23 protein-coding genes are annotated in these 25195 nt (G+C 39.0%); 14 read left to right on the top strand and 9 right to left on the bottom strand.

Annotated features, from left to right (window positions below; translation table 11 throughout):
* Position 1 precedes the first annotated feature (1 nt).
* From BW142_RS13655 to BW142_RS13640, 4 genes are read left to right on the top strand one after another with little or no spacing between them, the layout of a single operon-like run.
* A complete protein-coding gene (locus tag BW142_RS13655; protein WP_002961027.1) occupies positions 2-622 on the top strand; it encodes a flavin prenyltransferase UbiX in 621 nt (206 codons plus the stop codon).
* The gene (locus tag BW142_RS13650) at positions 622-1551 is read left to right on the top strand and encodes an ABC transporter ATP-binding protein (RefSeq protein WP_076925209.1); all 930 of its coding nucleotides are present in this window, start codon (positions 622-624) and stop codon (positions 1549-1551) included. Before BW142_RS13655 ends, BW142_RS13650 begins: the two co-directional genes overlap by 1 nt.
* Complete coding sequence (locus BW142_RS13645; RefSeq protein WP_007584748.1) at positions 1552-2319, top strand: ABC transporter permease; 768 nt, start codon at positions 1552-1554, stop codon at positions 2317-2319. It abuts the gene before it with no gap.
* The gene (locus tag BW142_RS13640) at positions 2319-2996 is read left to right on the top strand and encodes an SAM-dependent methyltransferase (RefSeq protein ID WP_024604061.1); all 678 of its coding nucleotides are present in this window, start codon (positions 2319-2321) and stop codon (positions 2994-2996) included. The genes BW142_RS13645 and BW142_RS13640 overlap by 1 nt, the downstream gene beginning before the upstream one ends.
* A 266-nt stretch (positions 2997-3262) precedes the next feature.
* On the opposite strand, the gene BW142_RS13635 is transcribed toward BW142_RS13640, so the two are convergent.
* Positions 3263-5143: a GGDEF domain-containing protein gene (locus BW142_RS13635; protein WP_076925208.1), complete on the bottom strand. Its 1881-nt coding sequence runs from the start codon at positions 5141-5143 to the stop codon at positions 3263-3265.
* 530 nt (positions 5144-5673) lie between these two features.
* Between BW142_RS13635 and panP the strand changes: the two genes are divergently transcribed.
* Positions 5674-7299, top strand: coding sequence for a pyridoxal-dependent aspartate 1-decarboxylase PanP (panP, locus tag BW142_RS13630; RefSeq protein ID WP_076925207.1), 1626 nt, complete (start codon positions 5674-5676; stop codon positions 7297-7299).
* 65 nt (positions 7300-7364) lie between these two features.
* Here the strand turns inward: panP and serA are convergent, their stop codons facing one another.
* From serA to metK, 5 genes are all read right to left on the bottom strand, one after another.
* Entirely contained in the window at positions 7365-8594 is a 1230-nt protein-coding gene (gene serA, locus BW142_RS13625; protein WP_024600597.1) for a phosphoglycerate dehydrogenase, read from the bottom strand.
* Between the two features lie 9 nt (positions 8595-8603).
* Entirely contained in the window at positions 8604-9257 is a 654-nt protein-coding gene (gene rpiA / locus BW142_RS13620; RefSeq protein ID WP_076925206.1) for a ribose-5-phosphate isomerase RpiA, read from the bottom strand.
* 53 nt (positions 9258-9310) lie between these two features.
* Positions 9311-9907: a 5-formyltetrahydrofolate cyclo-ligase gene (locus BW142_RS13615; protein ID WP_076925205.1), complete on the bottom strand. Its 597-nt coding sequence runs from the start codon at positions 9905-9907 to the stop codon at positions 9311-9313.
* A gap of 18 nt (positions 9908-9925) precedes the next feature.
* Positions 9926-10471 (bottom strand): hypothetical protein, encoded by a 546-nt coding sequence (locus BW142_RS13610; protein ID WP_076925204.1) that lies wholly within the window; start codon positions 10469-10471, stop codon positions 9926-9928.
* Between the two features lie 175 nt (positions 10472-10646).
* On the bottom strand, positions 10647-11798 hold the full coding sequence (gene metK, locus BW142_RS13605; protein WP_024600601.1) for a methionine adenosyltransferase: 1152 nt from the start codon (positions 11796-11798) through the stop codon (positions 10647-10649).
* Positions 11799-12101: 303 nt separating this feature from the next.
* Here metK and tkt point away from each other — a divergent pair, with 303 nt between their 5' ends.
* The 7 genes from tkt to BW142_RS13570 all read left to right on the top strand — a co-directional run bounded on the left by tkt (position 12102) and on the right by BW142_RS13570 (position 21462).
* Entirely contained in the window at positions 12102-14093 is a 1992-nt protein-coding gene (gene tkt / locus BW142_RS13600; RefSeq protein ID WP_076925203.1) for a transketolase, read from the top strand.
* A 184-nt stretch (positions 14094-14277) separates the two neighbouring features.
* Positions 14278-14592 (top strand): pyrimidine/purine nucleoside phosphorylase, encoded by a 315-nt coding sequence (locus BW142_RS13595; protein ID WP_002958974.1) that lies wholly within the window; start codon positions 14278-14280, stop codon positions 14590-14592.
* Between the two features lie 177 nt (positions 14593-14769).
* Positions 14770-15126: a ribosome-associated translation inhibitor RaiA gene (raiA, locus tag BW142_RS13590; protein ID WP_007376058.1), complete on the top strand. Its 357-nt coding sequence runs from the start codon at positions 14770-14772 to the stop codon at positions 15124-15126.
* A 202-nt stretch (positions 15127-15328) separates the two neighbouring features.
* The gene (locus BW142_RS13585; protein WP_143475940.1) at positions 15329-16504 is read left to right on the top strand and encodes a divalent metal cation transporter; all 1176 of its coding nucleotides are present in this window, start codon (positions 15329-15331) and stop codon (positions 16502-16504) included.
* Between the two features lie 71 nt (positions 16505-16575).
* A complete protein-coding gene (locus BW142_RS13580) occupies positions 16576-17031 on the top strand; it encodes a GNAT family N-acetyltransferase (RefSeq protein WP_076925201.1) in 456 nt (151 codons plus the stop codon).
* A 201-nt stretch (positions 17032-17232) separates the two neighbouring features.
* Complete coding sequence (locus BW142_RS13575) at positions 17233-18678, top strand: P-loop NTPase fold protein (protein WP_076925200.1); 1446 nt, start codon at positions 17233-17235, stop codon at positions 18676-18678.
* A complete protein-coding gene (locus tag BW142_RS13570; RefSeq protein WP_076925199.1) occupies positions 18679-21462 on the top strand; it encodes an NACHT domain-containing protein in 2784 nt (927 codons plus the stop codon). It abuts the gene before it with no gap.
* A 135-nt stretch (positions 21463-21597) separates the two neighbouring features.
* On the opposite strand, the gene BW142_RS13565 is transcribed toward BW142_RS13570, so the two are convergent.
* Genes BW142_RS13565 through BW142_RS13555 form a run of 3 tightly spaced genes read right to left on the bottom strand, consistent with a single transcriptional unit; the run spans position 21598 to position 23927 of the window.
* A complete protein-coding gene (locus tag BW142_RS13565; RefSeq protein ID WP_076925198.1) occupies positions 21598-22785 on the bottom strand; it encodes a VWA domain-containing protein in 1188 nt (395 codons plus the stop codon).
* Between the two features lies 1 nt (position 22786).
* Positions 22787-23635, bottom strand: a complete 849-nt coding sequence (locus BW142_RS13560; protein WP_010554437.1) for a MoxR family ATPase — start codon at positions 23633-23635, stop codon at positions 22787-22789.
* Positions 23636-23687: 52 nt separating this feature from the next.
* Entirely contained in the window at positions 23688-23927 is a 240-nt protein-coding gene (locus BW142_RS13555) for a DUF1653 domain-containing protein (RefSeq protein WP_039486721.1), read from the bottom strand.
* 60 nt (positions 23928-23987) lie between these two features.
* On the opposite strand from BW142_RS13555, the gene BW142_RS13550 reads away from it, so the two are divergent.
* Complete coding sequence (locus BW142_RS13550) at positions 23988-24467, top strand: DUF2947 domain-containing protein (RefSeq protein WP_024596335.1); 480 nt, start codon at positions 23988-23990, stop codon at positions 24465-24467.
* Positions 24468-24542: 75 nt separating this feature from the next.
* Complete coding sequence (locus tag BW142_RS13545) at positions 24543-25178, top strand: hypothetical protein (RefSeq protein WP_024596336.1); 636 nt, start codon at positions 24543-24545, stop codon at positions 25176-25178.
* Positions 25179-25195: the final 17 nt, after the last annotated feature.

Below are 25195 nucleotides of genomic sequence, written 5' to 3'. Positions count from 1 at the left end.
TGTGCAATTTAAAGATAGAATTACGCTCGCTTTTAGCGGTGCATCAGGTGCGCCTTATGGGTTAAGGTTACTTGAAGTATTACTTGAGCAGCAATTTCAAGTTTACGTACTTATCTCAAGTGCAGCACGAGTGGTGCTTGATACAGAATCAAATATTAAACTCTCAGGTAATGAAGATAAAGCCACTGAGCAGTTAAGTACGCTGTTTAATGCTAAACCCGAGCAGCTAAAAGTATACGGTAAAGATAACTGGTTTAGCCCTGTGGCTTCGGGCTCTGCGGCGCCTAAAAAAATGGTGGTTTGCCCATGTAGTGCAGGGTCGGTTTCTGCAATTGCAGTAGGGGCGTCAGATAACTTATTAGAGCGCGCTGCTGATGTGGTAATTAAAGAACGCGGACAACTTATTTTAGTGCCGCGCGAAACACCGTTTAACGAAATTCATTTAGAAAACATGCTTAAGTTATCTCGTTTAGGTGTGACCATAATGCCAGCAGCGCCTGGTTTTTATCATAAGCCACAAAGTATTGAAGACTTAGTTGATTTTATGGTGGCGAGAATTTTAGATCATTTAAATATTGAACATAACCTAACAAAACGTTGGGGTTATGGTGAGGGTAAGTAATGAATAAGCAAAATATTGCTTTAAATATAGAAGGCCTTACCAAGGTTTATAAAAATGGTGTTGAGGCTATTAAAGGCGTTGATTTACAAGTTAAAGAGGGCGACTTTTTCGCATTACTTGGTCCAAATGGAGCCGGTAAATCAACTACAATTGGTGTTATTTCGTCACTTGTTAATAAAACAAAAGGCAAAGTAGAAGTCTTCGGTTGTGATATTGATACCGATTTAGAAGCTGCAAAAGCGCATTTAGGGCTCGTGCCGCAAGAGTTTAATTTTAGCCAATTTGAAACACTTAGCCAAATACTTGTTAACCAAGCCGGTTATTATGGTGTGCCACGTGGCGAAGCCCATAAACGTGCTGATAAGTACTTAGCACAGCTTGGCTTGCTTGAGAAAAAAGACAAACAAGCACGTACGCTTTCAGGCGGTATGAAACGTCGATTAATGATTGCGCGTGCCCTTATGCACGAACCTAAGTTGCTTATACTTGATGAGCCAACAGCGGGGGTAGACATAGAACTTCGTCGTTCAATGTGGGATTTTTTACGCCAAATAAATGAGCAAGGCGTTACTATTATTTTAACTACACATTACCTTGAAGAAGCAGAGTTACTGTGTAAAAACATCGCCATAATCGATAATGGCCGAATTGTTGAAAACACCACCATAAAAGCATTGCTTGCAAAGCTTGATAAAGAAACCTTTATTTTAGACTTAAAAATGCCAGCAAGCCCTGTAACGCTTGAAGGTTATAAATTTACCATGACGGACGATCACACTGTTGAAGTGGAAGTTGCTAAATCTCAAGGGCTAAATGCTGTATTTAGTGCGTTAACAGCTCAAGGTAATACTGTGTTGAGTATGCGAAATAAAGCAAACAGATTAGAAGAGCTATTTGTAGGATTACTAGAGCAAGGGCGGGGCGAGTAAATGTTTAAATATGGCGTAGCCTTAAAGAGTTTATGGATTAAAGAGTGTATTCGTTTTTTACGTATTTGGGTGCAAACTTTAGTACCGCCAGCAATTACGATGAGCTTATATTTTGTTATTTTTGGTAACTTAATTGGTTCACGTATTGGTGATATGGGCGGCTTTAGTTATATGGAGTTTATTGTACCTGGCCTTATAATGATGTCGGTTATTACTAATTCCTATTCCAACGTAGCCTCTAGTTTTTACTCAACAAAGTTTCAAAAAAGCATTGAAGAGCTTTTAGTTGCACCTGTACCTAACTACATCATTGTTCTAGGTTATATGGGTGGCGGTATGACACGCGGTATTATGGTGGGCTTTATAGTGACCTGTGTGTCGTTATTATTTGTTGATATCCAAATTCATAATATTTTTGTAATTATGGCGACGGTTATTTTAACCTCAGCTGTGTTTGCTTTAGGTGGTTTAATTAATGCAATTTACGCAAATAGTTTTGACGATATAAGCATTATCCCCACCTTCATTTTAACGCCACTAACTTACTTAGGCGGTGTATTTTATTCAATTACGTTGCTGCCTGAGTTTTGGCAGAATGTATCACAAATCAACCCTATAATTTATATGGTTAACGCATTTCGTTATGGCTTTTTAGGTGTGTCGGATGTTGATTTGAGCGTGGCTCTTGGGGTTATTTTAGTATTTATAACAGCGTTATTTACATTGGCGCTTACATTGATCAAAAAAGGTGTGGGGCTAAGACACTAATGAGTGATGCAAATTCACGTAGTATTGTATCTAATCAAGCGGGTATTCACGAAAAGCTTGATGAAATAGTAAATAAGCACTTAGATGCTGAATTTAAAAAGCCAATAGCAGCGCATACCCAAGCCGCATTTGACGAGGTTAATGCCAAAGTACAAGCCTTTAGTGGTCCGCTTATTTTAGACTCGTGTTGTGGCGTAGGTGAAAGCTCAGCTAACTTAGCTAAGCGCCACCCTGATGCACTTGTAATCGGTATTGATAAATCGTCGCACCGCTTAGATAAGCACGATGTTGAATATAAGCAAACCGACAGTGGTCAGTACATCTTAGTGCAAGCAGACTTAAATGACTTTTGGCGTTTAGCGGTTGCTGCTAATTGGCAACCTACGCACCATTATTTGTTGTATCCAAACCCGTGGCCTAAATCTAAGCATATTCGTAGGCGCTGGCATGGCGCAGCTATTTTTCCATTTATCGTTAAGTTAGGTGGAAAATTAGAAGTGCGCAGCAATTGGGATATTTACGTTAAGGAGTTTGCTCGTGCGCTTGAATTAACAGGCAACCCTTGCGATGTAACACTTTATGAGTCAAACGATGCAATTACGCCTTTTGAGCGTAAATACTGGGCCAGTGGCCAGCAAAGCCACCGACTCGTTATAAACTTACCTAGGGCGTGTTGACCTTTCGTGATTGATTTTGCAGCAGCATGTTTGGTTTTTAGGCAAGGCGGAGCCTATGTAGTGTGGTTATTCCCCATAAATAGGCGATAACGCAGCATAAAGACCAAACATGTGCTGCCCTTTGGGTTCTTTCTAGGGACGATTAACTCTTTGTTGCTCAGTTTTTACTTAGCCCACTAGGTTACAAACCTCGCGCCGCGATTTAATCGCCCCTAGATTGAACAAATTTCAATCCACAAAGATCAACACGCCCTGGTTAAAGTAAGTTAAAGTGCTAATTCTTCTGTAACCGTATTAACATGTGGCACTGGGTGGGCAAAATAGTTGCCTTGCATTAGTGTTACATTCGCCTTTTTAAGTGCGGTTACTATGGTTGCATTTTCTACGGATTCTGCCATTAATTGTAAACCAAGTTGATTAGCAAAACTGGCTATATGTTCAATAAACAAGTAGATGTCTTTGTCATTCACTATTTGCTTTATTAGTGCGCCATCGAGCTTAATACCATCTACTTCAAGCTTAAGTACGTTTGATATATTTGAATAACCACTACCAAAGTCATCAATAATAACCTTAACGCCTTTCGTTTTAACCATTCCAATAAATGCTTTTACTTCAGAAAAGTTAGCAATAGCTTGGGTTTCTAAAAGCTCTAGTGTGATATTACCAGGATGCGGGTAACGCTTAAGTTCGTCTGCAATAAACTCACTTAAATTAGGGTCGAGCATATCTTGTGCAGTTATATTTAAACTCCAGCAAATATCTGTTTTTCTAAAGCGACTAACACATTGTGAAAATATAGTACGGGTAAGTATTCCGTCCATTCTTGAGCGAGTAACAACATTTAAAAATGCATCAGGTTTTAATACTTCACCTTGCGCTGTTACCATTCGAGCTAAACATTCGTATTGAACAACTTTATTGGTATTAGTATCAATAATAGGTTGAAAGTAAGGCACTATACGGTTGTTATCAAACGCTTCACGCACCTCTTTAGCCATTTCAACATTGTATTGATATTGCGTTTTTACATCGTGTAGCGCTTTTGAGTAGTTAACTACACTATGTCTGCCTTGTTTTGCTTGCAGCGCCGCTATATGAGCGTTTTCAAGTAGTAGCGATTTATTACCACTGGCAATACCTGCACATAGGGTTATATAAATAAAAGGATCAGTTAACACTGGGGTATTAAAGTTATATGTTTTTACGAGCTCGGTAAATTCGTCATTACTCATTTCTTTTGGCGCGAGTAATACTATTTTATTGGTTGCTAGCCTGTATATATGGCAATGCGCAGAGCTTCTGAGCTTAAAGTGAATAAGTAAGTTTTTCATTACTTTATCACCCACTTCAGTGCCGTAGAAACTGTTTATATCTTCTATTTCATTAACCCAAATAACGGCTAACTGCATGTGATGTGCATTACTTTTTTTAATAAAGTACTCAAGAGCAATATGATTTGAAAAACCAGTACTAGAGTCAGTTGCTAAAGACCGTTTTAGTAAATAAATATATATAGCGGCAACAAGTATCGCGATAAAAAAGAAGAAGCTAGCCATTGCAGCAGCTTTCGACACACTTTCTTTAAGTTGTTCGTTTAAATTGTAAATAGTTATATCGGCACCCGTTAAATAGGTATTGCCGTTAATAGGGTCAACGTAAGGAATAAAAATAGTTTTAAAGTGGCCCCACTGATCGCTCGATATTTCAAATACAGGTTCTGTTGAATAAAAAGCACTTATATTGGCATCGGTAGCTTCAGGGTAGAGATCTAAAAATTGAGTTACTTTGCCATTATTCTGATCGTCTTGCGTGTAGCTTGATGAGCTAAAAAGAACCTTTCCGTCTTTTAAAATCATTGAATACACATAAGCAATATCAAGTGCTTGAGCGAACTCAGAGAGCTGTTTACTCTTATTTTGATAGTAAGAAAAACTTATGTTGTCGCCTTGATTAACCGCACTTAGGTAATTTTCACCTAAGATATGTTTAACGCTGGTGGCTGCATTAAGTAAGCGATTATCAACCGACTGCATTATTTCAGCACGCGTAGTTTGGTAAGTGTAGTAAACGTAGGTAAGCAAGCTTATTAAAAACAAGCTAAAGCCTGCCACTATCCAACTAACTTTGACTCTTCCTTCTGGCATATGTGTCCCTTTTTTGTTATCAAATTTATTATACCCAAAATAAGTAAATGCCCAATAAATAATTAGGTTTGGTAGAGTTTTAATTAGGGTCTGTTTATCTTTGCGGATTATAATTTGTTCAAACTAGAGGCGATTTAATCGCGACGCGAGATTTGTAACCTAGTGGGCTAAGTAAAAACCGAGCAACAAAGAGTAAATAGGCCCTAGGCAGAACCCTTTGGGCAGAGCCTGTTTGGCATTAATGCTACGTTATCGCCTATTTATGGGGAATAACCACACTACATAGGCGCTGCCTTGCCTAAATACCAAACAGGCTGCTGCAAATTTAACCTTGAAAGATAAATAGACCCTGAATTATCATTTTTTTGTCATCGCTTTGATTGCTTTTATAGGTTTAAACGAGACATTTTAGTTATATTGCAGTAAAGTTAGCGCAATTTTTAAAGAAACACGATTGCTCTAAATGTCCTAAAAAATAGGCGTTTTTGATGGGTAAGCGCGTGTTTTAGCTACACACACTAGGTATTGAGATGGATCAAAAGCGTTGTGCCGTCGCCTCTAAAGAAAGCCTTAAGCGTATATTTACTGTACCTGAAGCGCCAGACTCAACTTTAAGCAAAATCGAGCTTGAAATTTCGAGTAATTTAGCAGGTTTCTTAAACGAAAATATAGCGGCAATTGAAAAACCATTACATGAAATCGAAAAAGATTTTCAGTCGGCAGTGATCCCAGAGGATCCAACGTTTGTATCTGCTTATGCTCAAGACATAATGGAGCAACTTGTTGCGCATTCTGTGCATACAGCTGCGCCTAGCTTTATTGGTCATATGACCTCTGCCTTGCCGCATTTTTTATTACCGCTGTCAAAATTGATGGTAGGGCTAAATCAAAATCTAGTAAAAATAGAAACGTCTAAAGCGTTTACGCCTCTTGAGCGTCAAGTGCTTGGAATGATGCATCATTTAGCTTATGGGCAAGAAGATTCGTTTTATTCTAAATGGATGCACAGTGCTAAAACCTCATTAGGTGCATTTTGCTCAGGTGGAACGGTTGCTAATATTACTGCGCTTTGGATTGCGCGAAACCGCTTATTAAAACCCGATGGTGATTTTAGAGGTATTGGCGCACAAGGCCTAATTGCCGGTATGCTGCATTACGGCTATAAAGGTTTAGCAGTATTAATATCAGAACGCGGACATTACTCATTAGGTAAATCAGTTGATTTACTCGGTATTGGTCGCGATAACTTAATTGGTATTAAAACCTGCGAAAATAATAAAGTTGATGTAGGAGCTATGCGCGAAAAAGCACGTGAGCTTGAATCGCAAGGCATTAAAGTAATGGCGATTATTGGGGTAGCGGGTACAACCGAAACCGGTAATATTGACCCACTTGATGAAATGGCCGACTTAGCACAAGACATTAACTGCCATTTTCATGTAGATGCTGCGTGGGGAGGAGCGACCCTTTTATCGAACACGCATCGCCCTTTACTAAAAGGGATTGAGCGAGCAGATTCAATTACCATCGATGCACATAAACAAATGTATGTACCAATGGGAGCGGGCTTAGTTTTATTTAAAGATCCCGCGGCCACAGATGCAATAGAGCATCACGCTGAGTACATATTACGTAAAGGTTCAAAAGACTTAGGTAGCCACACGCTTGAAGGCAGCCGACCTGGTATGGCAATGTTAGTACATGCTTGCTTACGTGTTATTGGTCGTAAAGGTTACGAAATGCTGATTGATCGAAGCATCAAAAAAGCACATTACTTTGCTGACTTAATCAAAGCTGATGAAGACTTTGAGCTTATCTCAGAACCTGAGTTGTGCCTATTAACGTATCGTTATGTACCTAAGCAAATTAAACAAACAATAGCCGATGCAGATGCTGCAACTCGGTTAGATATTTTTGCTTCACTGAACCGTTTTACTGCCAGTATGCAAAAGCGTCAACGAGAGTCTGGTCGCTCATTTGTATCACGTACTCGTTTAACGCCTTCTAAATACGACAATCAACCTACCGTTGTATTTAGAGTGGTACTTGCAAACCCGCTTACCTCAGGCGCTATTTTAAAAGATATATTGGCTGAGCAAAAAGAGTTGGCTGCAACAGATCCGGTATTCAAAAAATACTTGAGAAAGTACATGTAAACTAAATACAAAAAAAGGGTCACTTTGAAGTGACCCTTTTTGATATTAGAATAGTTGATTAATTACTAATGCAGAATACGTGCTCTAATTGTACCCTCAACAGCGCTTAGTTCTTTAAGTGCTACTTCAGATTGATCTGTATCTACATCAATAACTACATAACCAATAGATGCGTCTGTTTGTAGGTATTGCGCAGCAATATTAATACCGTGCTGTGCAAACGCTTGGTTAATTTGCGTTAGTACACCAGGGCGGTTGTGGTGTACGTGTAATAAACGGCTACGATTAGCAAGCTCAGGCAGCGATACTTCAGGGAAGTTAACCGCAGTAATAGTTGAGCCATTATCTGAGTATTTAGCCAGTTTACCCGCTACTTCAATACCAATGTTTTCTTGTGCTTCTTGTGTAGAACCACCAATGTGCGGCGTTAAAATAACATTGTCGAATTGGCGCAGTGGCGATACAAATTCTTCATCGTTAGATTTTGGCTCAGTAGGGAACACATCGATTGCTGCACCACTTAGTTTTTTCTCTGTAAGCGCTTCTGCAAGAGCATCAATATCAACCACAGTTCCGCGTGAGGCATTGATCAAAATAGACCCCTGCTTCATAACAGCAAGTTCTGCGCTACCAATAAGGTTTTTAGTTTGCGGTGTTTCTGGTACATGTAAGCTAATAATATCAGAGCGTTGTAACAGCTGAGTTAGGTTATGAACTTGTGTTGCATTACCCAGTGATAACTTATCTTCGATATCGTAATATTCAACGTTCATACCGATATTTTCAGCCATAATACCTAGCTGAGTACCAATGTGACCGTAGCCAATAATACCTAAAGTTTTACCACGTGCTTCAAACGAACCATTTGCTGTTTTTAACCAGCCACCACGATGAGCCGCTGCATTACGCTCTGGAATACCGCGTAATAAAAGTAGAATTTCACCAAGTACAAGTTCAGCAACTGAGCGAGTATTAGAAAACGGTGCGTTGAACACAGCAATACCGCGTTCGCGTGCTGCATCTAAATCAACTTGGTTTGTACCAATACAAAAACACCCAACAGCAACTAGTTTGTCAGCTGAGTCTAATACGGCTTGGTTAATATGAGTACGAGAACGAAGTCCTACAAAGTGAACATCTTTAATGCGCTCTTTAAGCTCGTCCTCAGGTAAGGATGTTTTAACGTAGTCGATATTGCTGTAACCGTTACGTTTTAGCGTTTCAACAGCGCTTTGGTGAACACCTTCAAGCAAGAGAATTTTAATTTTGTCTTTTGCTAACGATACCTTACTCATAACCTCATCCTATTTAATTTGTGGCCCATTTTTAGTACCGATAATCACTTTATCAGCACCTCGCATTGCAAATAGGCCGTTGGTAACTACGCCAACAATTGAATTTATTTGTGTTTCAAGTTGTTTGGCATTGGTAATTTTTAAGTTAAATACATCTAATATAACGTTACCATTATCGGTAACTACGCCTTGGCGATAAACAGGGTCACCACCAAGTTTTAATAATTCTCGTGCAACGTAGCTGCGCGCCATTGGAATAACTTCTACCGGAAGCGGGAAGTCGCCCAATGTATCTACCAGTTTTGTGTCATCAACAATACACACAAACTGTTTTGCAACTGCCGCTACTATTTTTTCACGTGTTAGCGCTGCGCCGCCGCCTTTAATCATTTCGTTTTGAGCGTTTATTTCGTCAGCGCCGTCAACGTATACATCTAAAGCAGCAACGTTATTAAGCTCAAATACTTCAATACCCAACGCTTGTAGGCGCGCGGTTGAGGCTTCTGAGCTTGATACAGCGCCTACAATAGTGTCCTTTACTGAGCCAAGGGCATCAATAAAGTGATTAACAGTAGAGCCTGTACCCACACCTACAATGGTGTTTTCTTTTACAAACTCGAGTGCTGCCCAAGCAGCTGCTTTTTTTAATTCGTCTTGTGTCATTGCTTTGTGCTCATGTATGTCAGAAATATGCGGTTAGTAATCAAATTTAATTGTTACCAACAGTATGTTTTATCTGGGGTGATAATGGTTTTAAGTGGTACATCCCACGACTCGATTGGTAGGGCCTCAACTTTTTGGCATTCATGTGCAAGGCCAATTAGTTGTGGTTTTTGCCAATTTTGTTCGTGCAAACGCGCCAAAGTCCGGTCGTAAAACCCACCTCCCATTCCTAGGCGATTACCTTGTTTATCAAATGCAACTAATGGCATAAGGAGGTAATCAAGCACTGGTAATGGGCATATTTGAGAGCAGTTCAGCTTAGGCTCCAAGATACCATAGCGATTTGCTCTCATGGGTGAGTTTTTCTCATAGCGCTGAAATAGTAAATTAGCGCTATTGAATGGGTGTATTATAGGTAGGTAAACGGTATGGTTTAAACTCCATAATTCTTTAATTAACAATGAAGTGTCTAACTCCCCATCGTTACTTAAGTAAATGGCAATATGCTTTGAATTCGTTGTTTTTTCGCTTTTTAAATGTTGAATAAAATTCATTTTTAGCGATTGCGCAGCAATTATTTGCTGATTATTTGACAAGTTTTTACGGGTGTTACGAATTTCTGCTCTTATTTTTGCGCGTTTATTACTCATTAAATTAATTAGCCATTCTTAAAAAGAGAATAAATCGGGAAAAATTAAAAAAACAGCCAGTACTACTAGCAAAATGGTGGCAGTTGCAATCAATGAATATAAAAGTAAGTTACTGCGTTTTTTAGGAGGCGCTAAATCCTCATCTAGCATTAGGTCGTCATCTTGCCATTCGTCAACATTTTCGTCTGGTGCTTTTAATTGAGCTTCAGGAAGGCGTTGCTCTAGCTCGTCTAACTTTTCTTCAAGGCGAATTAAGCTGCTAGTGATGTAATCGAGAGCATCAAAAATACGTTCATCACGTTGGTTGTTTGCAGCAGGGGCAGAGCTATTTTGAATAGCGTTTGAAACAGCTTGAAGCTTACTTTTAATGCCTAAGCTCGCTAGTAACTTAGCCTGTTTTAACGCTTTGTCTTTATCGCTTGGCGCAAACAGTGGCTTGCCTTTAAAAAAAAGAGCTACTTTTTCATCTGACGTTTTTAATTTTGCAGCTAAATTTGTACATGCTGTTTTTATATCAACGTTATCGGCAAGTCCTGCAAATATAACGCGAAAGTTATCGGCCATTTAACTATCCCTAAAGCTTTTATAATGAAATGAGTATATACCTAAAGTACAAAAGAATTCGAGGTCGATTTTATAGTTATTTTGTAGACGCTCTACAAACAATATAGCGAATAAGTTTTAGATGCAAAAACGACCCTTAAAAGGGCCGTTTTTAATTTATTACAAAACTTTTGGCTTAAAGGCCAGCAGCTGCGCGAAGTGCGTCTGCTTTATCTGTACGTTCCCAAGGGAATTCGTCACGACCAAAGTGGCCGTAAGCCGCTGTAGGAAGGTAGATAGGGCGCTCTAAATCAAGCATTTGAATTAAGCCGTAAGGGCGTAGGTCAAAATGTTCACGAATAAGCTCGATTAAACGGCTTTCTTCTAGCTTGCTTGTACCAAATGTTTCAACGCTGATAGAAGTAGGCTCTGCAACACCTATTGCGTAAGAAACTTGTAGCTCACACTTGTCAGCAAGACCAGCAGCAACAATGTTTTTAGCAACGTAACGTGCTGCATATGCTGCTGAGCGGTCAACTTTTGATGGATCTTTACCAGAGAAAGCACCACCACCGTGACGAGCCATACCACCGTATGTATCTACAATGATTTTACGACCAGTTAAACCACAATCGCCCATTGGTCCGCCAATTACAAAACGACCTGTTGGGTTAATGAAAAACTTAGTTGCGCTTGTAATAAGTTCTGCAGGAAGTACAGGCTTGATGATTGTTTCCATCACAGCTTCTACTAAATCTTTTTGTGAAATGTCTTCGCTGTGCTGAGTAGAAAGTACAACAGCATCAATACCTACTGGTTTGCCGTTTTCGTATGCAAAAGTAACTTGAGATTTTGCATCTGGACGTAACCAGTTAAGCTCGCCGCTCTTACGCACTTGCGCTTGGCGCTGTACTAAACGGTGTGAGTAAGTAATTGGAGCAGGCATTAGTACTTCTGTTTCGTTACATGCGTAACCAAACATTAAGCCTTGATCGCCCGCGCCTTGCTCTTCTGGGCTAGTACGGTCAACACCTTGGTTAATGTCTGGAGACTGTTTACCAATAGTGTTTAAAATTGCACATGAATCGGCATCAAAGCCCATGTCTGAATTTGTGTAGCCAATGTCACGAATTGTTTTACGTGTAATTTCTTCGATATCAACCCATGCGCTAGTAGTGATTTCACCACCAACCATAACCATACCGGTTTTAACGTAAGTTTCACACGCTACGCGAGCCTGAGAGTCTTGCTCTAGGATTGCATCAAGTACCGCATCAGAGATTTGATCGGCGATTTTATCCGGATGACCTTCAGAAACAGATTCAGAAGTAAATAAATGTTTTGCCATTGTATTTCTGCTCACAAATATTGCGCTTCACAAATGTCGGTATTAGCGCTAAAAAATTAAGGGGCGTATTTTATCTAAAACAAAACGCATTGCATAGTGTTTTTACGCCTAGACGTCTAAATAAAATTACGAATGTCGTTCTAGTCTCAAAAAAAATTCATAATGCTGCCTTTTCTGGGGTTTTTAATTGCACACCGCCCCCACAATAAGTAAGAATGGATATATAACAGTATCCAAGTTATTTGGTTACATAAACAAACACATAAATACCCGCGCAAATACACATATAAGGTAGGAGAATTCATGCCATCTCGCAAAGAACTTGCAAATGCTATTCGCGTCTTGTCAATGGACGCAGTACAAAAGGCCAAATCTGGTCACCCTGGAGCCCCTATGGGCATGGCTGATATCGCAGAAGTATTATGGCGCGATTATCTAAAACACAACCCAACAAATCCAGAGTGGGCTGACCGTGACAGATTTATTCTTTCAAACGGCCACGGTTCAATGCTTATCTATTCTCTATTGCATCTAAGTGGTTACGACTTACCACTGGACGAAATTAAAAACTTCCGTCAAATGCATTCTAAAACACCAGGTCACCCTGAATATGGCTATGCACCAGGAATCGAAACTACTACGGGTCCATTAGGTCAAGGGATCACAAATGCCGTAGGTATGGCAATTGCCGAAAAAGCGTTAGCTGCACAGTTTAACCGTGAAGGTCACGATATTGTTGATCACTTTACCTATGCATTTATGGGCGATGGCTGCCTTATGGAAGGTATTTCTCATGAAGCTGGTTCACTTGCAGGCACATTAGGTCTGGGTAAACTTGTTGCATTTTGGGATGACAACGGCATTTCAATCGATGGTGAAGTAGAAGGTTGGTTTACAGATGACACGCCAGCTCGCTTTAAAGCATACGGTTGGCATGTAATTAGTGGTGTTGATGGCCACGACAGCGATGCTATAAGTGCTGCTATTGCAGAAGCTAAAAGTGTTACCGATAAACCATCACTAATTTGTTGTAAAACAATTATTGGTTACGGCTCACCTAATAAATCTGGTAGCCACGATTGTCACGGTGCACCACTAGGTGATGACGAAATTAAAGCGTCTCGCGAATTCTTAGGTTGGACTGGCGATGCGTTCGAAATTCCTGATGATATTTACGCACAATGGGATAGCAAAGAAAAAGGTCAGCAGCTTGAATCAAGCTGGGACGAAAAATTTGCAGCATACGCAAAAGCATACCCAGAGCTTGCGGCTGAATACAAGCGTCGTATTAATAACGAACTGCCTGGCGATTGGGCTGAAAAATCTCAAGCGTACATTGAGCAATTACAAGCAAACCCTGCAAACCCAGCGTCTCGTAAAGCATCGCAAAATGCATTAAACGCATTTGGTCCGTTATTACCTGAATTTATGGGTGGCTCAGCCGATTTAGCAGGCTCAAACTTAACAATTTGGGATGGCTCTAAAGGTTTAACACACGACGATGCAAGCGGTAACTACATTTATTACGGTGTACGTGAGTTTGGTATGTCGGCAATTATGAATGGTATTGCCCTTCATAAAGGCTTTATTCCTTACGGTGCTACGTTCTTAATGTTTGTTGAATATGCAAAAAATGCCGTACGTATGGCTGCATTAATGAAGCAACCAAGCATTTTTGTATACACGCACGATTCAATCGGTTTAGGTGAAGATGGTCCAACTCACCAACCAGTAGAGCAAATTGCAAGCATGCGTTTAACGCCTAACTTATACAACTGGCGCCCATGTGACCAAGTTGAGTCGGCAATTGCATGGCAACAAGCTATTGAGCGTAAAGACGGTCCTACATCGTTAATCTTTACTCGCCAAGGTCTTGAGCAACAAGCGCGTGACGCACAGCAATTAGCAGACGTTAAAAAGGGTGGTTACATCCTTAGCTGTGACGGCAACCCTGAAATTATTTTCATTGCGACGGGCTCTGAAGTGCAACTAGCACAAGATTCAGCAACTGAGCTACGCAGCCAAGGTAAAAAGGTACGTGTTGTATCTATGCCATGTACTGATGCCTTTGAAGATCAAAGCGCAGAGTACAAAGAAAGCGTATTACCGGCATCTGTTACACGCCGCGTAGCAGTAGAAGCAGGTATTGCTGACTACTGGTACAAGTACGTAGGTCTAAATGGCGCAGTAGTAGGTATGACTACCTTTGGTGAGTCGGCACCTGCTGGTGAGCTGTTTGAGCACTTTGGTTTTACAGTGGCAAACATTGTAAGCAAAGCAAACGAGCTTTTTTAATCGCTTTGATTAAATAAAGTAAGTAATTGAAAAACCCGCACATGTTGCGGGTATTTTTATGCCCTTACATGAAGCAACTTCACCTTGAACAATGCTGCTTTCCTTGCAAGAAAGTAAGCTATCAGGCAAGGTAGTGCGATAAAATTTATAAATAAAAATCTTAAATTAATAGCAGGAGCTAAAAATGCCAAAGTTCGATAACGTAAGTGTAGTAAAAAAAGCCAATGTATATTTTGACGGAAAAGTGTCGAGCCGTACCGTTATTTTAGGTGATGGCGAAGCGAAAACGTTAGGCTTTATGCAACCTGGTGAGTTTGTTTTTGATACAAACCAAAAAGAATGCATGGAGCTTTTAGCTGGCCAATGGGATATTTTATTACCAGGGGCAAGTGAGTGGAAAACATTTAACGCAGGTGAATCGTTTAATGTTGATGCAAATGTAAGCTTTAAAGTAAAAGTATCTGATTTTGCTGACTACTGTTGTTCGTACACAGATTAATCAATACAGCTAGACGTCTGAAAGCCCATGTACTATGGGCTTTGCATAAACTTTGCGCAACGTATGATTTAAATCACCAAAAACCGCAAATAAACCTCAAATATCTCTCTTTTTTCCTTGTGTTAATCTAAATAGCCCCCAATACTATTTATGAGGTAACAAATAAAAGGATACCCTATGAAAATTAATCTTTCTGGTCACCATGTTGAAGTTACTGACTCTATTAGAGAGCACATCAACGAAAAATTTTCAAAAATCGAGAGCCACTTTCCATCGCTTATTGCACTCGATATTATTTTGTCTAAAGAGCATCATAAAATCCAAGCTGAAATTAGCACTAATTACGAAGGCACGCGCATATCGGTAAAAGGGGAAAACGAAGTTATGTACCCAGCCATTGCAAGCGCAGCTAAAAAACTCGATGCGGCACTAAAACATCGAAAAGGGCAGATAAAAGCAAACTTACACGAAAAGCCTGTTAGCACTACACCTGAAATCGCACACGAGATCATCCAAGAGATGGATCTTAAATAAAATTTAGTTCCAAAGTATTGTAAAAAAGAGCCGTATGGCTCTTTTTTATTGCCTGTAATTTAGGTAAGTTATGCGTTCTTGCAGTTTATTAATCAAAAAAATTAATAAAAGCAGCGTATAACACACATATTTTGAGAAATTAATGCACACAACAAAAGCAGTATGGAAGTCTCGACTAGGTGCGCTTGGGCCTGGAATACTCATGGCAACAGCCGCTATTGGCGGATCTCACCTAGTTGCCTCTACGCAAGCTGGAGCAATATTTGGTTGGCAACTATTTTGGCTTATCCTCGTTGTTAATGTTTTAAAATATCCGTTTTTTCGCTTTGGTATGGAATACACACTCGCGACTAAAAATAGCCTAGTGGAGGGCTATAAGAGTAAAGGCCCGTTTTATTTTTACAGCTTTATTGGCTTAAACATTGTAGCCGCTGTTGTTAATACCGCTGGCGTATTACTGCTTACCGCAAGCTTACTGCATTACGCCTTACCTGTGGTTATCGAAGTAACCTTACTTTGTTGGATGCTGCTGGGTGTATGTTTAGTTATATTACTACTTGGACACTTTAAAGCGCTAGATAACGTTGCCAAAGGCATTATGGGGCTGCTTACGCTCGCTACTTTGATTGCCCTTGCCATTGCATTTAGTAACGGCCCAATGGCACCTGCTGATTATGTGGGTCCTTCACCGTATGAACTTGCCATGCTTAGCTTTATGGTGGCTTTAATGGGCTGGATGCCAGCACCTATCGAAATATCTGCATTAAGTTCTTTATGGCTAAAAGAAAAACAAGCGCAGCAAACAGTTTCTAAAAGCCAAGGCTTGTTCGATTTTAACGTAGGTTACTGGCTTACAGCTGGCTTAGCCTTGGTATTTTTTAGCTTAGGTGTATTAGTGCAGTACGGGCAAACCAGTAGTATAGAACTCGGCGGTGTCGCGTTTGCCAAGCAGCTTATTGATATGTACGCATTAACAATAGGCGAGTGGGCAAGGCCGCTTGTATCAGCAATCGCCTTTTTATGTATGTTTGGCACTACACTCACCGTGCTAGATGGCTACGCCCGTACGCTTAACGAATCTCATAAACTACTTGGCTTTGGGCAATCAAAACACAGCTTAAATATTTGGTTAATACTACAAGCATTTGCCGGTATGGCCGTTATTTTATTTTTTAAATCAGCCCTTGGCCCCATGCTTACTTTTGCCATGACGCTTTCATTTGTTACAACGCCTGTATTTGCATGGCTCAACTTTAGCCTTGTGCGATCAGAGCCTGCTATTAAGCATAGCGTTTTACTACGTAGTTTAACGTGGTTAGGTTTGGTGTACTTAGTTGGGTTTGCTGTCGCTTTTGTAGTGTGGAAACTAGCATTCTAAATACAGCCACTTACTTTAGGGTTTTAATTAAAACCCTAAAGCATTAAATTCTAGGATTAAACGAGGTATAAATGGATATTAGAATAGGTGAGCTTTCAAACCCACACGTTATAAAGCTACTACAAGCGCATCATAACGATATGTTAAAACACTCACCCGTTGAGAGCGTACATGCACTTGATGTGAGTAAACTCACTCAGACCGATATAACTTTTTATAGTTTATGGATTGATAATAATTTAGCGGGTGTTGGCGCTTTAAAAGCACTAAATACAACGCATGGCGAAATTAAATCAATGCGCACATCAAGTAACTATTTACGCCAAGGTATCGCTGCCAAGTTACTCACGCATATTATTGAGCAATCAACTTTGCGAGGTTACAAAAAGTTAAGCTTAGAGACCGGCACGGCAAAGGCATTTTTGCCCGCACAAAAGCTTTATACTCAGTTTGGTTTTAAAGAATGCGAGCCGTTTTGGGGTTATGAGCTCGATCCGTATAGTTTGTTTATGAGTAAAGTGCTTTAAATCTAATAAATCATTTATGCTAAAAGTTATAAAAGTATTACATAGGCCTTTTACCCCTTAATTACCTAACTAATTAAAATAAGGGAAGTCTAAGTAACAGTATTTTGTAGGTTATGATTAACTTAAAACTCTTAATTTTGATATAGTTGATAATTACTATATGAACCTGATTATAATTTATAAAAGAAAGGGATAGCTTGGATGACGTTAAAACATAGCCACAATGATCAGGCAACTGCTGACACTTGTAAATTTTTAGGCACAGAGTCTTTTGTCACAACTATAGCTGAAGATATTGAGAAGTCAGAAAGCCCTCGCACTATAGCTATTACTGGATATTGGGGTAGCGGAAAAACGTCCTGTTTAGCTGGTGTATATAAAAAAGTAACCGCTACTTCTCCAGCCGAAATTACTAATAATAAGCAAGAACAAACAGGTGAATATACCGGTATCTGGTTTGAAGCTTGGCGTTATCAAAATGAAGTATCACCAATTATTGCATTACTACATTGTATTAAAAATCACTTTTCATCGAGTAAAAAGTTTATTGATGGAGCAGGCAAGTTAGCTAGTGTAAGTGTACTTGGTGCATTAACTGTTTTAGATGGTGTGATAAAGCAGGCTACAGGTTTATCGGGTTTTAGCAAAATAAGCGAAATCGGTGAAAAATACGAAAAAGATAATCTACTGAGTCGCTTAGCAGCAGATCAAATCAATGATGCTCTTACTCAGGCTGTAAGTGTTTTATTAGATAATAAAGAGAAGCTTGTAATTTTTATTGATGACTTAGATCGTTGTGAACCAGAAAATGCTTATAAATTGCTTGAGGGATTAAAGCTATATTTGAGTATACCAAATTGCACTGTTGTTCTTGCTATTGACCAGCAGCAAATCGAGCGATTTTTACAGAAACAGTTTATTAATTTAATGCCTGAAAGAAAAACTGAGATTGATAATCAGTATAGTTATTTAGGTGTAGAGTATTTAGAAAAGCTATGTCAGGAAGCTTATCGTTTACCCATTCCTAATCAAAAACAAAAATCAGACTTTTTTATATCCCATCTAAAGTTGTTGTTTAAGGATGAAAATGGCTCTACCGTTATTGAGGATTTAAACGAAATACTGGAAAGCTATGATGTTTTGCCTGCCAACCCTAGGCGGTTAAAAATGATCTCAAATAAACTAGCAGGATATTTAAGGAAAGTGGATGGTTCAAATGTAAAGGGTGTAGTTAATGAAGATTGCTCACTTTTTAAAGAGTTTAATAACATAATAGAGCCAAAAAGATCCGAGTCTTTTGCTGCTATAGCTCTCATTGTATCAAGCCTTTCGGTAAGTTATAGGAGAATATACGAAAGTATTGAATTAAGAGCGGATGCAGCCCGGGATATTTTTGACTTTGTTACAGCAGAAAAAGGTACAAATTATACTACTCCGAGCTCTGCATTCTATGAATTAAATAAAGACCATCGTACTACTGATGTTCAAGCAAAATATGAGCACCCAAGTGATTTAAGTATCTTCAAATTAAAGCCTTTATTTGACGAGGTAACAGGTCTACATATATATACTCAATCTACACCTAAGACTATTAGCGAAATTATGCATCAATTTGTTAACTACTTTAACCATAATCAGGTGAACTAAATGTGGACACAACAATCTGTGGATCTGTTTTCCGGAATTGTACCTAAGTTTATAGACCCAATAGTTAGTGATTTTAAGGATCTAGAAAAATCACCATTGTATCGTTATTTAGACCAATTTTTAAAAGAAGAGCGCTATTTAGATAACCAAGGCTTAGCTTTAGATGATAGCGATGGTGACAAAAAGTTAGTTCACATTGATGAACTTTACGTTATACCAAAACTTAGCAAAACCCGTATTACAGCTGAATATTTAGCGAAAATTGATGGAGATGATAAAGCGACAAAGTCTTTGCCTCTAAATAGTGTCGCGGATTTAATTGTTGAAAATCCAAGAATGGTGTTGTTAGGTGATCCGGGCGTTGGCAAAAGCACATTAATAAAATGGCTCGTTTGTTCACTTTGTCATTGGAGCGATAACTATGCAAAAAAACGTTTAGGTCCACTTTTCCCTCTTTTACTTACTGTGCGTAAATTATCACAAGTAAATTTATCTGAGCTATCAAATGAAGAGTTTATAAATTTAATATTTATGCAGCAAGGCGATGCTCTTTCTACCTTGATATTAAATGATCAGAGCACTAAAAACTGCTTTTTTGATTTATTAAGCACTGGGCAAGTATTCTTTTTAATTGATGGTTTGGATGAGATTTCACCAGAAATGACTATTTGGCTTGCTAAGCAAATCAAGCAGTTATTACGTGAGTATCCTAAAACAAGGCTTTTGATGACCAGTCGCATTGTTGGGTTTAATAATCAGAGTTTTTGGTATGAAAAGGGTCGATGGAGTGAGTTAGAAAAGGCAAGTACTCCTTTAAAAAACAGTATTCAACAATTCAGCAAAGAGATGGAAGTTAACATTAGTACAGATAACGAGTTAGCTAACGATATGGAAGTCTCTTTTAGTGAGGCTCTAAATTTACCTACTATTTTATATCTGGCACCTTTTTCACCAGAACAGCGAAAGACATTTTCAGAAAACTGGGTAAAAAAATACTTACCTCCTAAAATGGAGCTAAGAAAAGAGTTTATTGAAAATATTACTAATATTAGTGCTCAATTAATTCAGATAAATGCTTTGTCAAGAATACCTGTATTGCTTAACTTAATTTGTTTTATTCAGTGGCGTAGAGGGCAGTTACCCCATGGTAGAGCTGAGTTATATCAGAGAATTGTTGGGACATATCTTGAGTCAATGGATAAAGCCAGAAGATTAGAACATAAATTAGGTCGTGAATATGACTATCAGGATATTAAGAATTGGCTCTCAAAGCTTGCCTATTTTATGCATGCTGGAGATTTATGTTTACCAGACAATAAAATATCCTCATTTGACGAGGCCGAATTAGAAGATGCTAGAGAGCGCCTACCAAACCCAAATCATAATAGTAGCTTTTTTACAGTCAAAGAATCGCAACTAAAGCTGTTTTTAGAATTACAGCTATCTGAAATAATAGATGTTGATTCATTATCTGAACATAGTAATAACTTGGTTGATTATTTACAAAGTAGAACGGGCTTTTTAATACCCAAAGGTGTAGAAAATGGAGAAAATGTATTTGGCTTTAGTCATTTATCATTTCAAGAATATTTTTGCGCTTATTTTATAAGTTTAAATTTAGATACTTTACAGGATAATAAGACTGGCTTTCAGTCTTTAGTGAATAGTACTTATGAAGCAGCTTGGAAAGAAATTTGGGTTTTGGTTTTTGAAGAGTTATCCACACAAGGGAAAAACCGAAAAGAAATAGGGATTTTTTATGATAAAGTTTTTGATAATGTTGATTCTTCAGGATTAAGGCTATTCTATGAAGATAGAATTTTTCTCTTACAAAAAGAGTTTATAGACAATACAGCAATTAAGTTACCTGTAAAAAAGGAAAGGAGCTTAGAATTAGAGCTTCTTAAAGCTATTTACACTAAAAGTAGATGTCAGGCTTTAGCTGCCATATTACCAGTTGACGAAAAGATCGAAAATGAGAGTGAGTTAGTTCGGCTTTTAAAAGATGAAAAAAAGATAACTATTTACTTTAACAGGTTGAAAAACTTTTTTTGGTTACAAGACCTTTCAAGCATAGAGACTCTTACGTTTCGCGATTTTTATAGTTCCGATGATTTTCAAGGAATAATAGATATTAATTTTAAAAGTTTAGTAAGTATTAGCTTCGATGGTGAGTTTGAAAGTATACCTTATTTCAAAGCTTACCATGATATAACCGACCTATCTATTAGCTCCAAAAAGCTTAAGTGTTTACCTGACTTCAAAGGCTTTAATAAATTAAAATTGCTAAGTTTGGGTAATATTCAATCGAGTGATTTATTGAATAACATAGCTAGCAAATCGTTAACCTCTCTGAGTTTAACTCGTACAGATTTAACAGGTGTTAAGTTCGGAAAAAATGTTGAAAATTTAGAGACTATAACAATATTATTTGCTAATGAGATTAAAAACTTTAACTTTATAAGTGACTTAAAGAATTTAGAAAGCTGTGATTTACTAGCATCGAAAATAAACAGATTTAGAGGTATTGAAAAGCTAAAAAACCTTAAGAACTTGACTATATCACATTGTGATATAGATAGTGGCGTTGATTGGGATTTGTTAGGGGAACTAAGTGAGCTAGAAGAGCTAAGCTTTACTATCGATGGTATTGAAGATATTAGTTTTTTAAATAAACTCAATAATTTGAAATTATTATTAGTTAAGTCTGAGGAAAAAATAGGTGAAACACAGGAGCTAATTTTAAACGATTTAAAATCCAAAGGTGTAAATGTTCATAGGTAAATGAGCTCTTGCAGTATTATCCACTTTTTAGTTTTGATTATTTAATACCCAGTATTTACCTAGAGCATAGTTAAATACTGGGTTTTTAGCTAAATAATAAGCTGTTAATAAAACTTATAATATTTAAGTTATAAATTAGCTTAACTCCCTTATCGCTCTACTTATTCCATCTAAGCTCAGCGCATACATGCGATTGTTCATTAACTCTTTTATAAAGCCAATAGATTGATAGTACGGCCAGTGTTCAACCGGTTGTGGGTTGAGCCAGGCGACTTTATCAAAGTGGTTTGTTATACGTGATAACCATGCACTGCCGGGCTCTTCGTTGTAATGTTCTACCGAGCCGCCCGCATAAGCTATTTCGTAAGGGCCCATAGTGGCATCGCCGACAAATATGACTTTGTAGTCGCTGGTAAATTTATTAATCAGCGTCATGGTGTCAATCACGTTTGAATGGCGGCGTGCGTTGTCTTGCCAAACGTGCTCGTATAAACAGTTATGAAAGTAGTAAAACTCTAGGTGTTTAAATTCGCTGTGAGCGGCGCTAAATAATTCTTCGCAGGTGTGGATATAGTCATCCATTGAGCCGCCAATATCAAACAGCATGAGTACTTTTACTGCATTGTGGCGTTCGGGTGCCATTTTTACATCAAGCATGCCGCCTTGCTTTGCAGTAGCGCGAATGGTCTCGTTTAAATCAAGCGTGTCGCTTGCGCCAGTGCGGGCAAACTTTCGTAACTTTTTAAGGGCGAGTTTAACTGTGCGCGAACTAATTTCTCTGTCGGTGTCGAGGTTTTTGTATTCTCGTTTATCCCACACTTTTACCGCTTGGCGGTTACGGTTGCCGTCTTGCCCTATACGCACGCCTTCGGGGTTATAGCCGTATGCACCAAAAGGTGATGTGCCGCCAGTGCCCACCCATTTATTGCCGCCTGCGTGGCGTTTTTGTTGCTCTTCTAAACGCTCTTTTAGGGTTTTCATAAGCTCGTCGAGTCCGCCCATAGCTTTAAGTTGAGCTTTTTCTTCATCGCTTAGGTTTTTTTCAAACTCTTTACGTAGCCAATCTTCAGGTAAGTTGTGTTGTTGCTTTAAACTCTCGAGCAAATCAAGGTCAGCAATACCACTAAAGTAGTCGCTAAAGGCTTTATCGAATCGATCAAAATGCGTTTCATCTTTTACCATGATGGTGCGCGCTAGATGGTAAAAGGCGTCTACGTCGGCAAATATAACGCCTTTTTTTAAGGCGTTAATTAAATCGAGCAGTTCGCGCAGGCTTACAGGTAGGCGGTATTCACGCAGTTTGAAGAAAAACGCAATCAACATCTTAACGGCGGCTCATAAAGGCTAATTTTTCGATTAGGCTTATATCTTGCTCATTTTTAAGTAATGCGCCAAACATTGGCATTAAACCGCCTTTTTTAGCTTTGTCGTGCAGTGTTTTAGCGTCTATGTCTTCAGCCATTAAAAGCTTTAACCAATCGAGTAATTCGCTGGTGGAAGGTTTCTTTTTAAGGCCGTTTGCTTCGCGCAGGTTAAAAAACACTTCAAGTGCTTGGCGTACTAAATCCTGTTTAACGTTAGGGTAGTGCACGTCAATAATTTGCTGCATTTCGTCGCTGCTAGGAAAATCAATGTAATGAAAAAAGCAGCGGCGTAAAAATGCGTCCGGCAATTCTTTTTCGTTATTTGATGTGATGATTACAATAGGGCGCTCTTTTGCGACAATGCGCTCGTTAGTCTCATAAACATGAAACTCCATTTTATCAAGCTCAAGTAGTAGGTCGTTTGGGAACTCTATGTCGGCTTTGTCTATTTCATCAATTAAAAGCACTGGGCGTTTGCCGTTAAGCTCTGCATACGTAAATGCCTGCCAAAGCTTACCTTTAACGATGTAGTTGCCAATATTGTGTACACGCTCGTCACCTAGTTGGCTGTCGCGCAGGCGCGAAACCGCGTCGTACTCGTATAAACCTTGCTGCGCTTTAGTAGTCGATTTTATATGCCACTGAATAAGCGTGGTATCTAAGCTTTTAGCCAACTCCTCAGCCAGCATGGTTTTACCTGTGCCAGGTTCGCCTTTAATTAAAAGTGGTTTTTCGAGCATAATGGCAGCATTTACAGCTTGTTTAAGCGCGCTACTCGCTATGTAATTGTCAGTTGAATTAAATTGCACGGTGTACCCTTGTCTGGTCTGAGCAGTAAGTTATTTTGTTATAATGCCATAGTTAAGCAGCAGGTCCAATATAAGCAAAACGCTGTATGACCTCACCTTCTTTTTCAACAGTTTCTAAAAACATACTAAGTGGGCGCGCCCATATACCAAATTCACCATAGAGTGCTTGGTAAATCACAAGCTGTTCCTCGGTTTCGCTATGGGTGGCAACATGAATAACTTTATATTGCGGGCCTTTGTAGTGTTGGTATATGCCTGGTTTTAGGGAAAGTGGTTTTATTGCTGTAGTCATGTTTTGATCTCTTGTATAATTTGGCTTTGCACTTTTAATGTTAACTAATTTGCCAATACTATGAACTATATTTCTTTAGATGATTACAAAAAGGCGTGGGTTTTTCGCCACAAAGATTTACCTGTATCTGATGAAGACGCAGCAAAAATAAAGCCTATGAGCGACGAGCGCGCAGCCGTACTTTGGACAACCATGGTGAGCCGTGAGTTTGATCACCCTGATTTTTTTGAAGACACCGATTGGTGTGGTCAAGAAAAAAGCTTTAGCCAAGAAGTAGATTGGCAAGATGCGTGGGAAAATGGGGATGCGCAACCTCCAGAAGCAATCTTAACGTTTTTAGATTGGGAAGCTAACACCACTGTTTATTTTTGTATGGCACGCGATAATATTATCGAAACAACCTTTGATGTATTTAAACGCAATTGGCAAAACTTTATGTTTTTAGCTGATGGCAGTTTACTAATTGGTAAAAAGCGTAATACGGTTGTGCAATTTTTAGAATCAGGTAAAGCAAAATTAGGTGAAAAGCCAAGCGCTTAAATTGGTGCGCTGCGCTTAAAAAACATTCAATACTGTGTTATAAAACATTTACCTAAATATTTTTGAGTACAGCTTTTGGTCGCTAAAAATCAGTCACTTGGTGCTCAGCAGCAAGTTGAAATTTGGCAAACTGATGCACAAAAAGTGTTGTATGCACAATTGTGTAATGCGTTTTATCAGCGTGAGGTTCAGCGATTAGTTGCAGAGCCTAATGCCGATAAACTGCGCCGACAGTTAAAAAGCCTACCTTATTATATTGAGCGAGCTGCAACGTTAGTTGCCAATGGTGACACGCCTTTTACGCTGGACGCACAAAATGGTACGTGGCTTGAAAAGCAAAAACCAACCCCACCGGATGTGAATGTTCAAGCTAATGAACTTTTTTATCAAACGTATGCCAAAGTGGGGCTTATAGTGCCCGTTATATTAAATGGCTACGATCAGGTGCGTCTTAGAATAGACAGTATCGATCAGTTAGGCGAAAATAAGCTGCATTGTAACGAGCTTGGTTGGTTTGATTTTTTAGGAAATGGGCTAGAGCAGCAAAATGCTCAGTTAATAAAGCCAAGTAAAGTGAGTTTAACGGGGGCATGTTGTGGGCACCAGTGGCAATTTTCGAAGCGTTGCATGCCACGGGTTTTATCTCTACGCGAAATGCTTTTAGCGGGTAGTATTAATTGGCGCAATTTAAAGCGCCCCTTAGCGTATTAAAGCTAAGGTATTTGGAA

The sequence above is a fragment of the Pseudoalteromonas sp. EB27 genome, assembly GCF_001974875.1.
In the GTDB taxonomy this organism is placed as follows: Bacteria; Pseudomonadota; Gammaproteobacteria; order Enterobacterales; family Alteromonadaceae; genus Pseudoalteromonas.
Note: the sequence above shows the minus strand (reverse complement) of the source record. Positions and strands in the feature narration are given on the sequence as shown.

Bases quoted from the DNA above. Each gene is read 5' to 3' on its own strand.
- BW142_RS13650 (WP_076925209.1), top strand. From the start codon at position 622: ATGAATAAGCAAAATATTGCTTTAAATATAGAAGGCCTTACCAAGGTT.
- BW142_RS13645 (WP_007584748.1), top strand. From the start codon at position 1,552: ATGTTTAAATATGGCGTAGCCTTAAAGAGTTTATGGATTAAAGAGTGT.
- BW142_RS13640 (WP_024604061.1), top strand. From the start codon at position 2,319: ATGAGTGATGCAAATTCACGTAGTATTGTATCTAATCAAGCGGGTATT.
- BW142_RS13635 (WP_076925208.1), bottom strand. From the start codon at position 5,143: ATGCCAGAAGGAAGAGTCAAAGTTAGTTGGATAGTGGCAGGCTTTAGC.
- panP (WP_076925207.1), top strand. From the start codon at position 5,674: ATGGATCAAAAGCGTTGTGCCGTCGCCTCTAAAGAAAGCCTTAAGCGT.
- serA (WP_024600597.1), bottom strand. From the start codon at position 8,594: ATGAGTAAGGTATCGTTAGCAAAAGACAAAATTAAAATTCTCTTGCTT.
- rpiA (WP_076925206.1), bottom strand. From the start codon at position 9,257: ATGACACAAGACGAATTAAAAAAAGCAGCTGCTTGGGCAGCACTCGAG.
- BW142_RS13615 (WP_076925205.1), bottom strand. From the start codon at position 9,907: ATGAGTAATAAACGCGCAAAAATAAGAGCAGAAATTCGTAACACCCGT.
- BW142_RS13610 (WP_076925204.1), bottom strand. From the start codon at position 10,471: ATGGCCGATAACTTTCGCGTTATATTTGCAGGACTTGCCGATAACGTT.
- metK (WP_024600601.1), bottom strand. From the start codon at position 11,798: ATGGCAAAACATTTATTTACTTCTGAATCTGTTTCTGAAGGTCATCCG.
- tkt (WP_076925203.1), top strand. From the start codon at position 12,102: ATGCCATCTCGCAAAGAACTTGCAAATGCTATTCGCGTCTTGTCAATG.
- BW142_RS13595 (WP_002958974.1), top strand. From the start codon at position 14,278: ATGCCAAAGTTCGATAACGTAAGTGTAGTAAAAAAAGCCAATGTATAT.
- raiA (WP_007376058.1), top strand. From the start codon at position 14,770: ATGAAAATTAATCTTTCTGGTCACCATGTTGAAGTTACTGACTCTATT.
- BW142_RS13585 (WP_143475940.1), top strand. From the start codon at position 15,329: ATGGCAACAGCCGCTATTGGCGGATCTCACCTAGTTGCCTCTACGCAA.
- BW142_RS13580 (WP_076925201.1), top strand. From the start codon at position 16,576: ATGGATATTAGAATAGGTGAGCTTTCAAACCCACACGTTATAAAGCTA.
- BW142_RS13575 (WP_076925200.1), top strand. From the start codon at position 17,233: ATGACGTTAAAACATAGCCACAATGATCAGGCAACTGCTGACACTTGT.
- BW142_RS13570 (WP_076925199.1), top strand. From the start codon at position 18,679: ATGTGGACACAACAATCTGTGGATCTGTTTTCCGGAATTGTACCTAAG.
- BW142_RS13565 (WP_076925198.1), bottom strand. From the start codon at position 22,785: ATGTTGATTGCGTTTTTCTTCAAACTGCGTGAATACCGCCTACCTGTA.
- BW142_RS13555 (WP_039486721.1), bottom strand. From the start codon at position 23,927: ATGACTACAGCAATAAAACCACTTTCCCTAAAACCAGGCATATACCAA.
- BW142_RS13550 (WP_024596335.1), top strand. From the start codon at position 23,988: ATGAACTATATTTCTTTAGATGATTACAAAAAGGCGTGGGTTTTTCGC.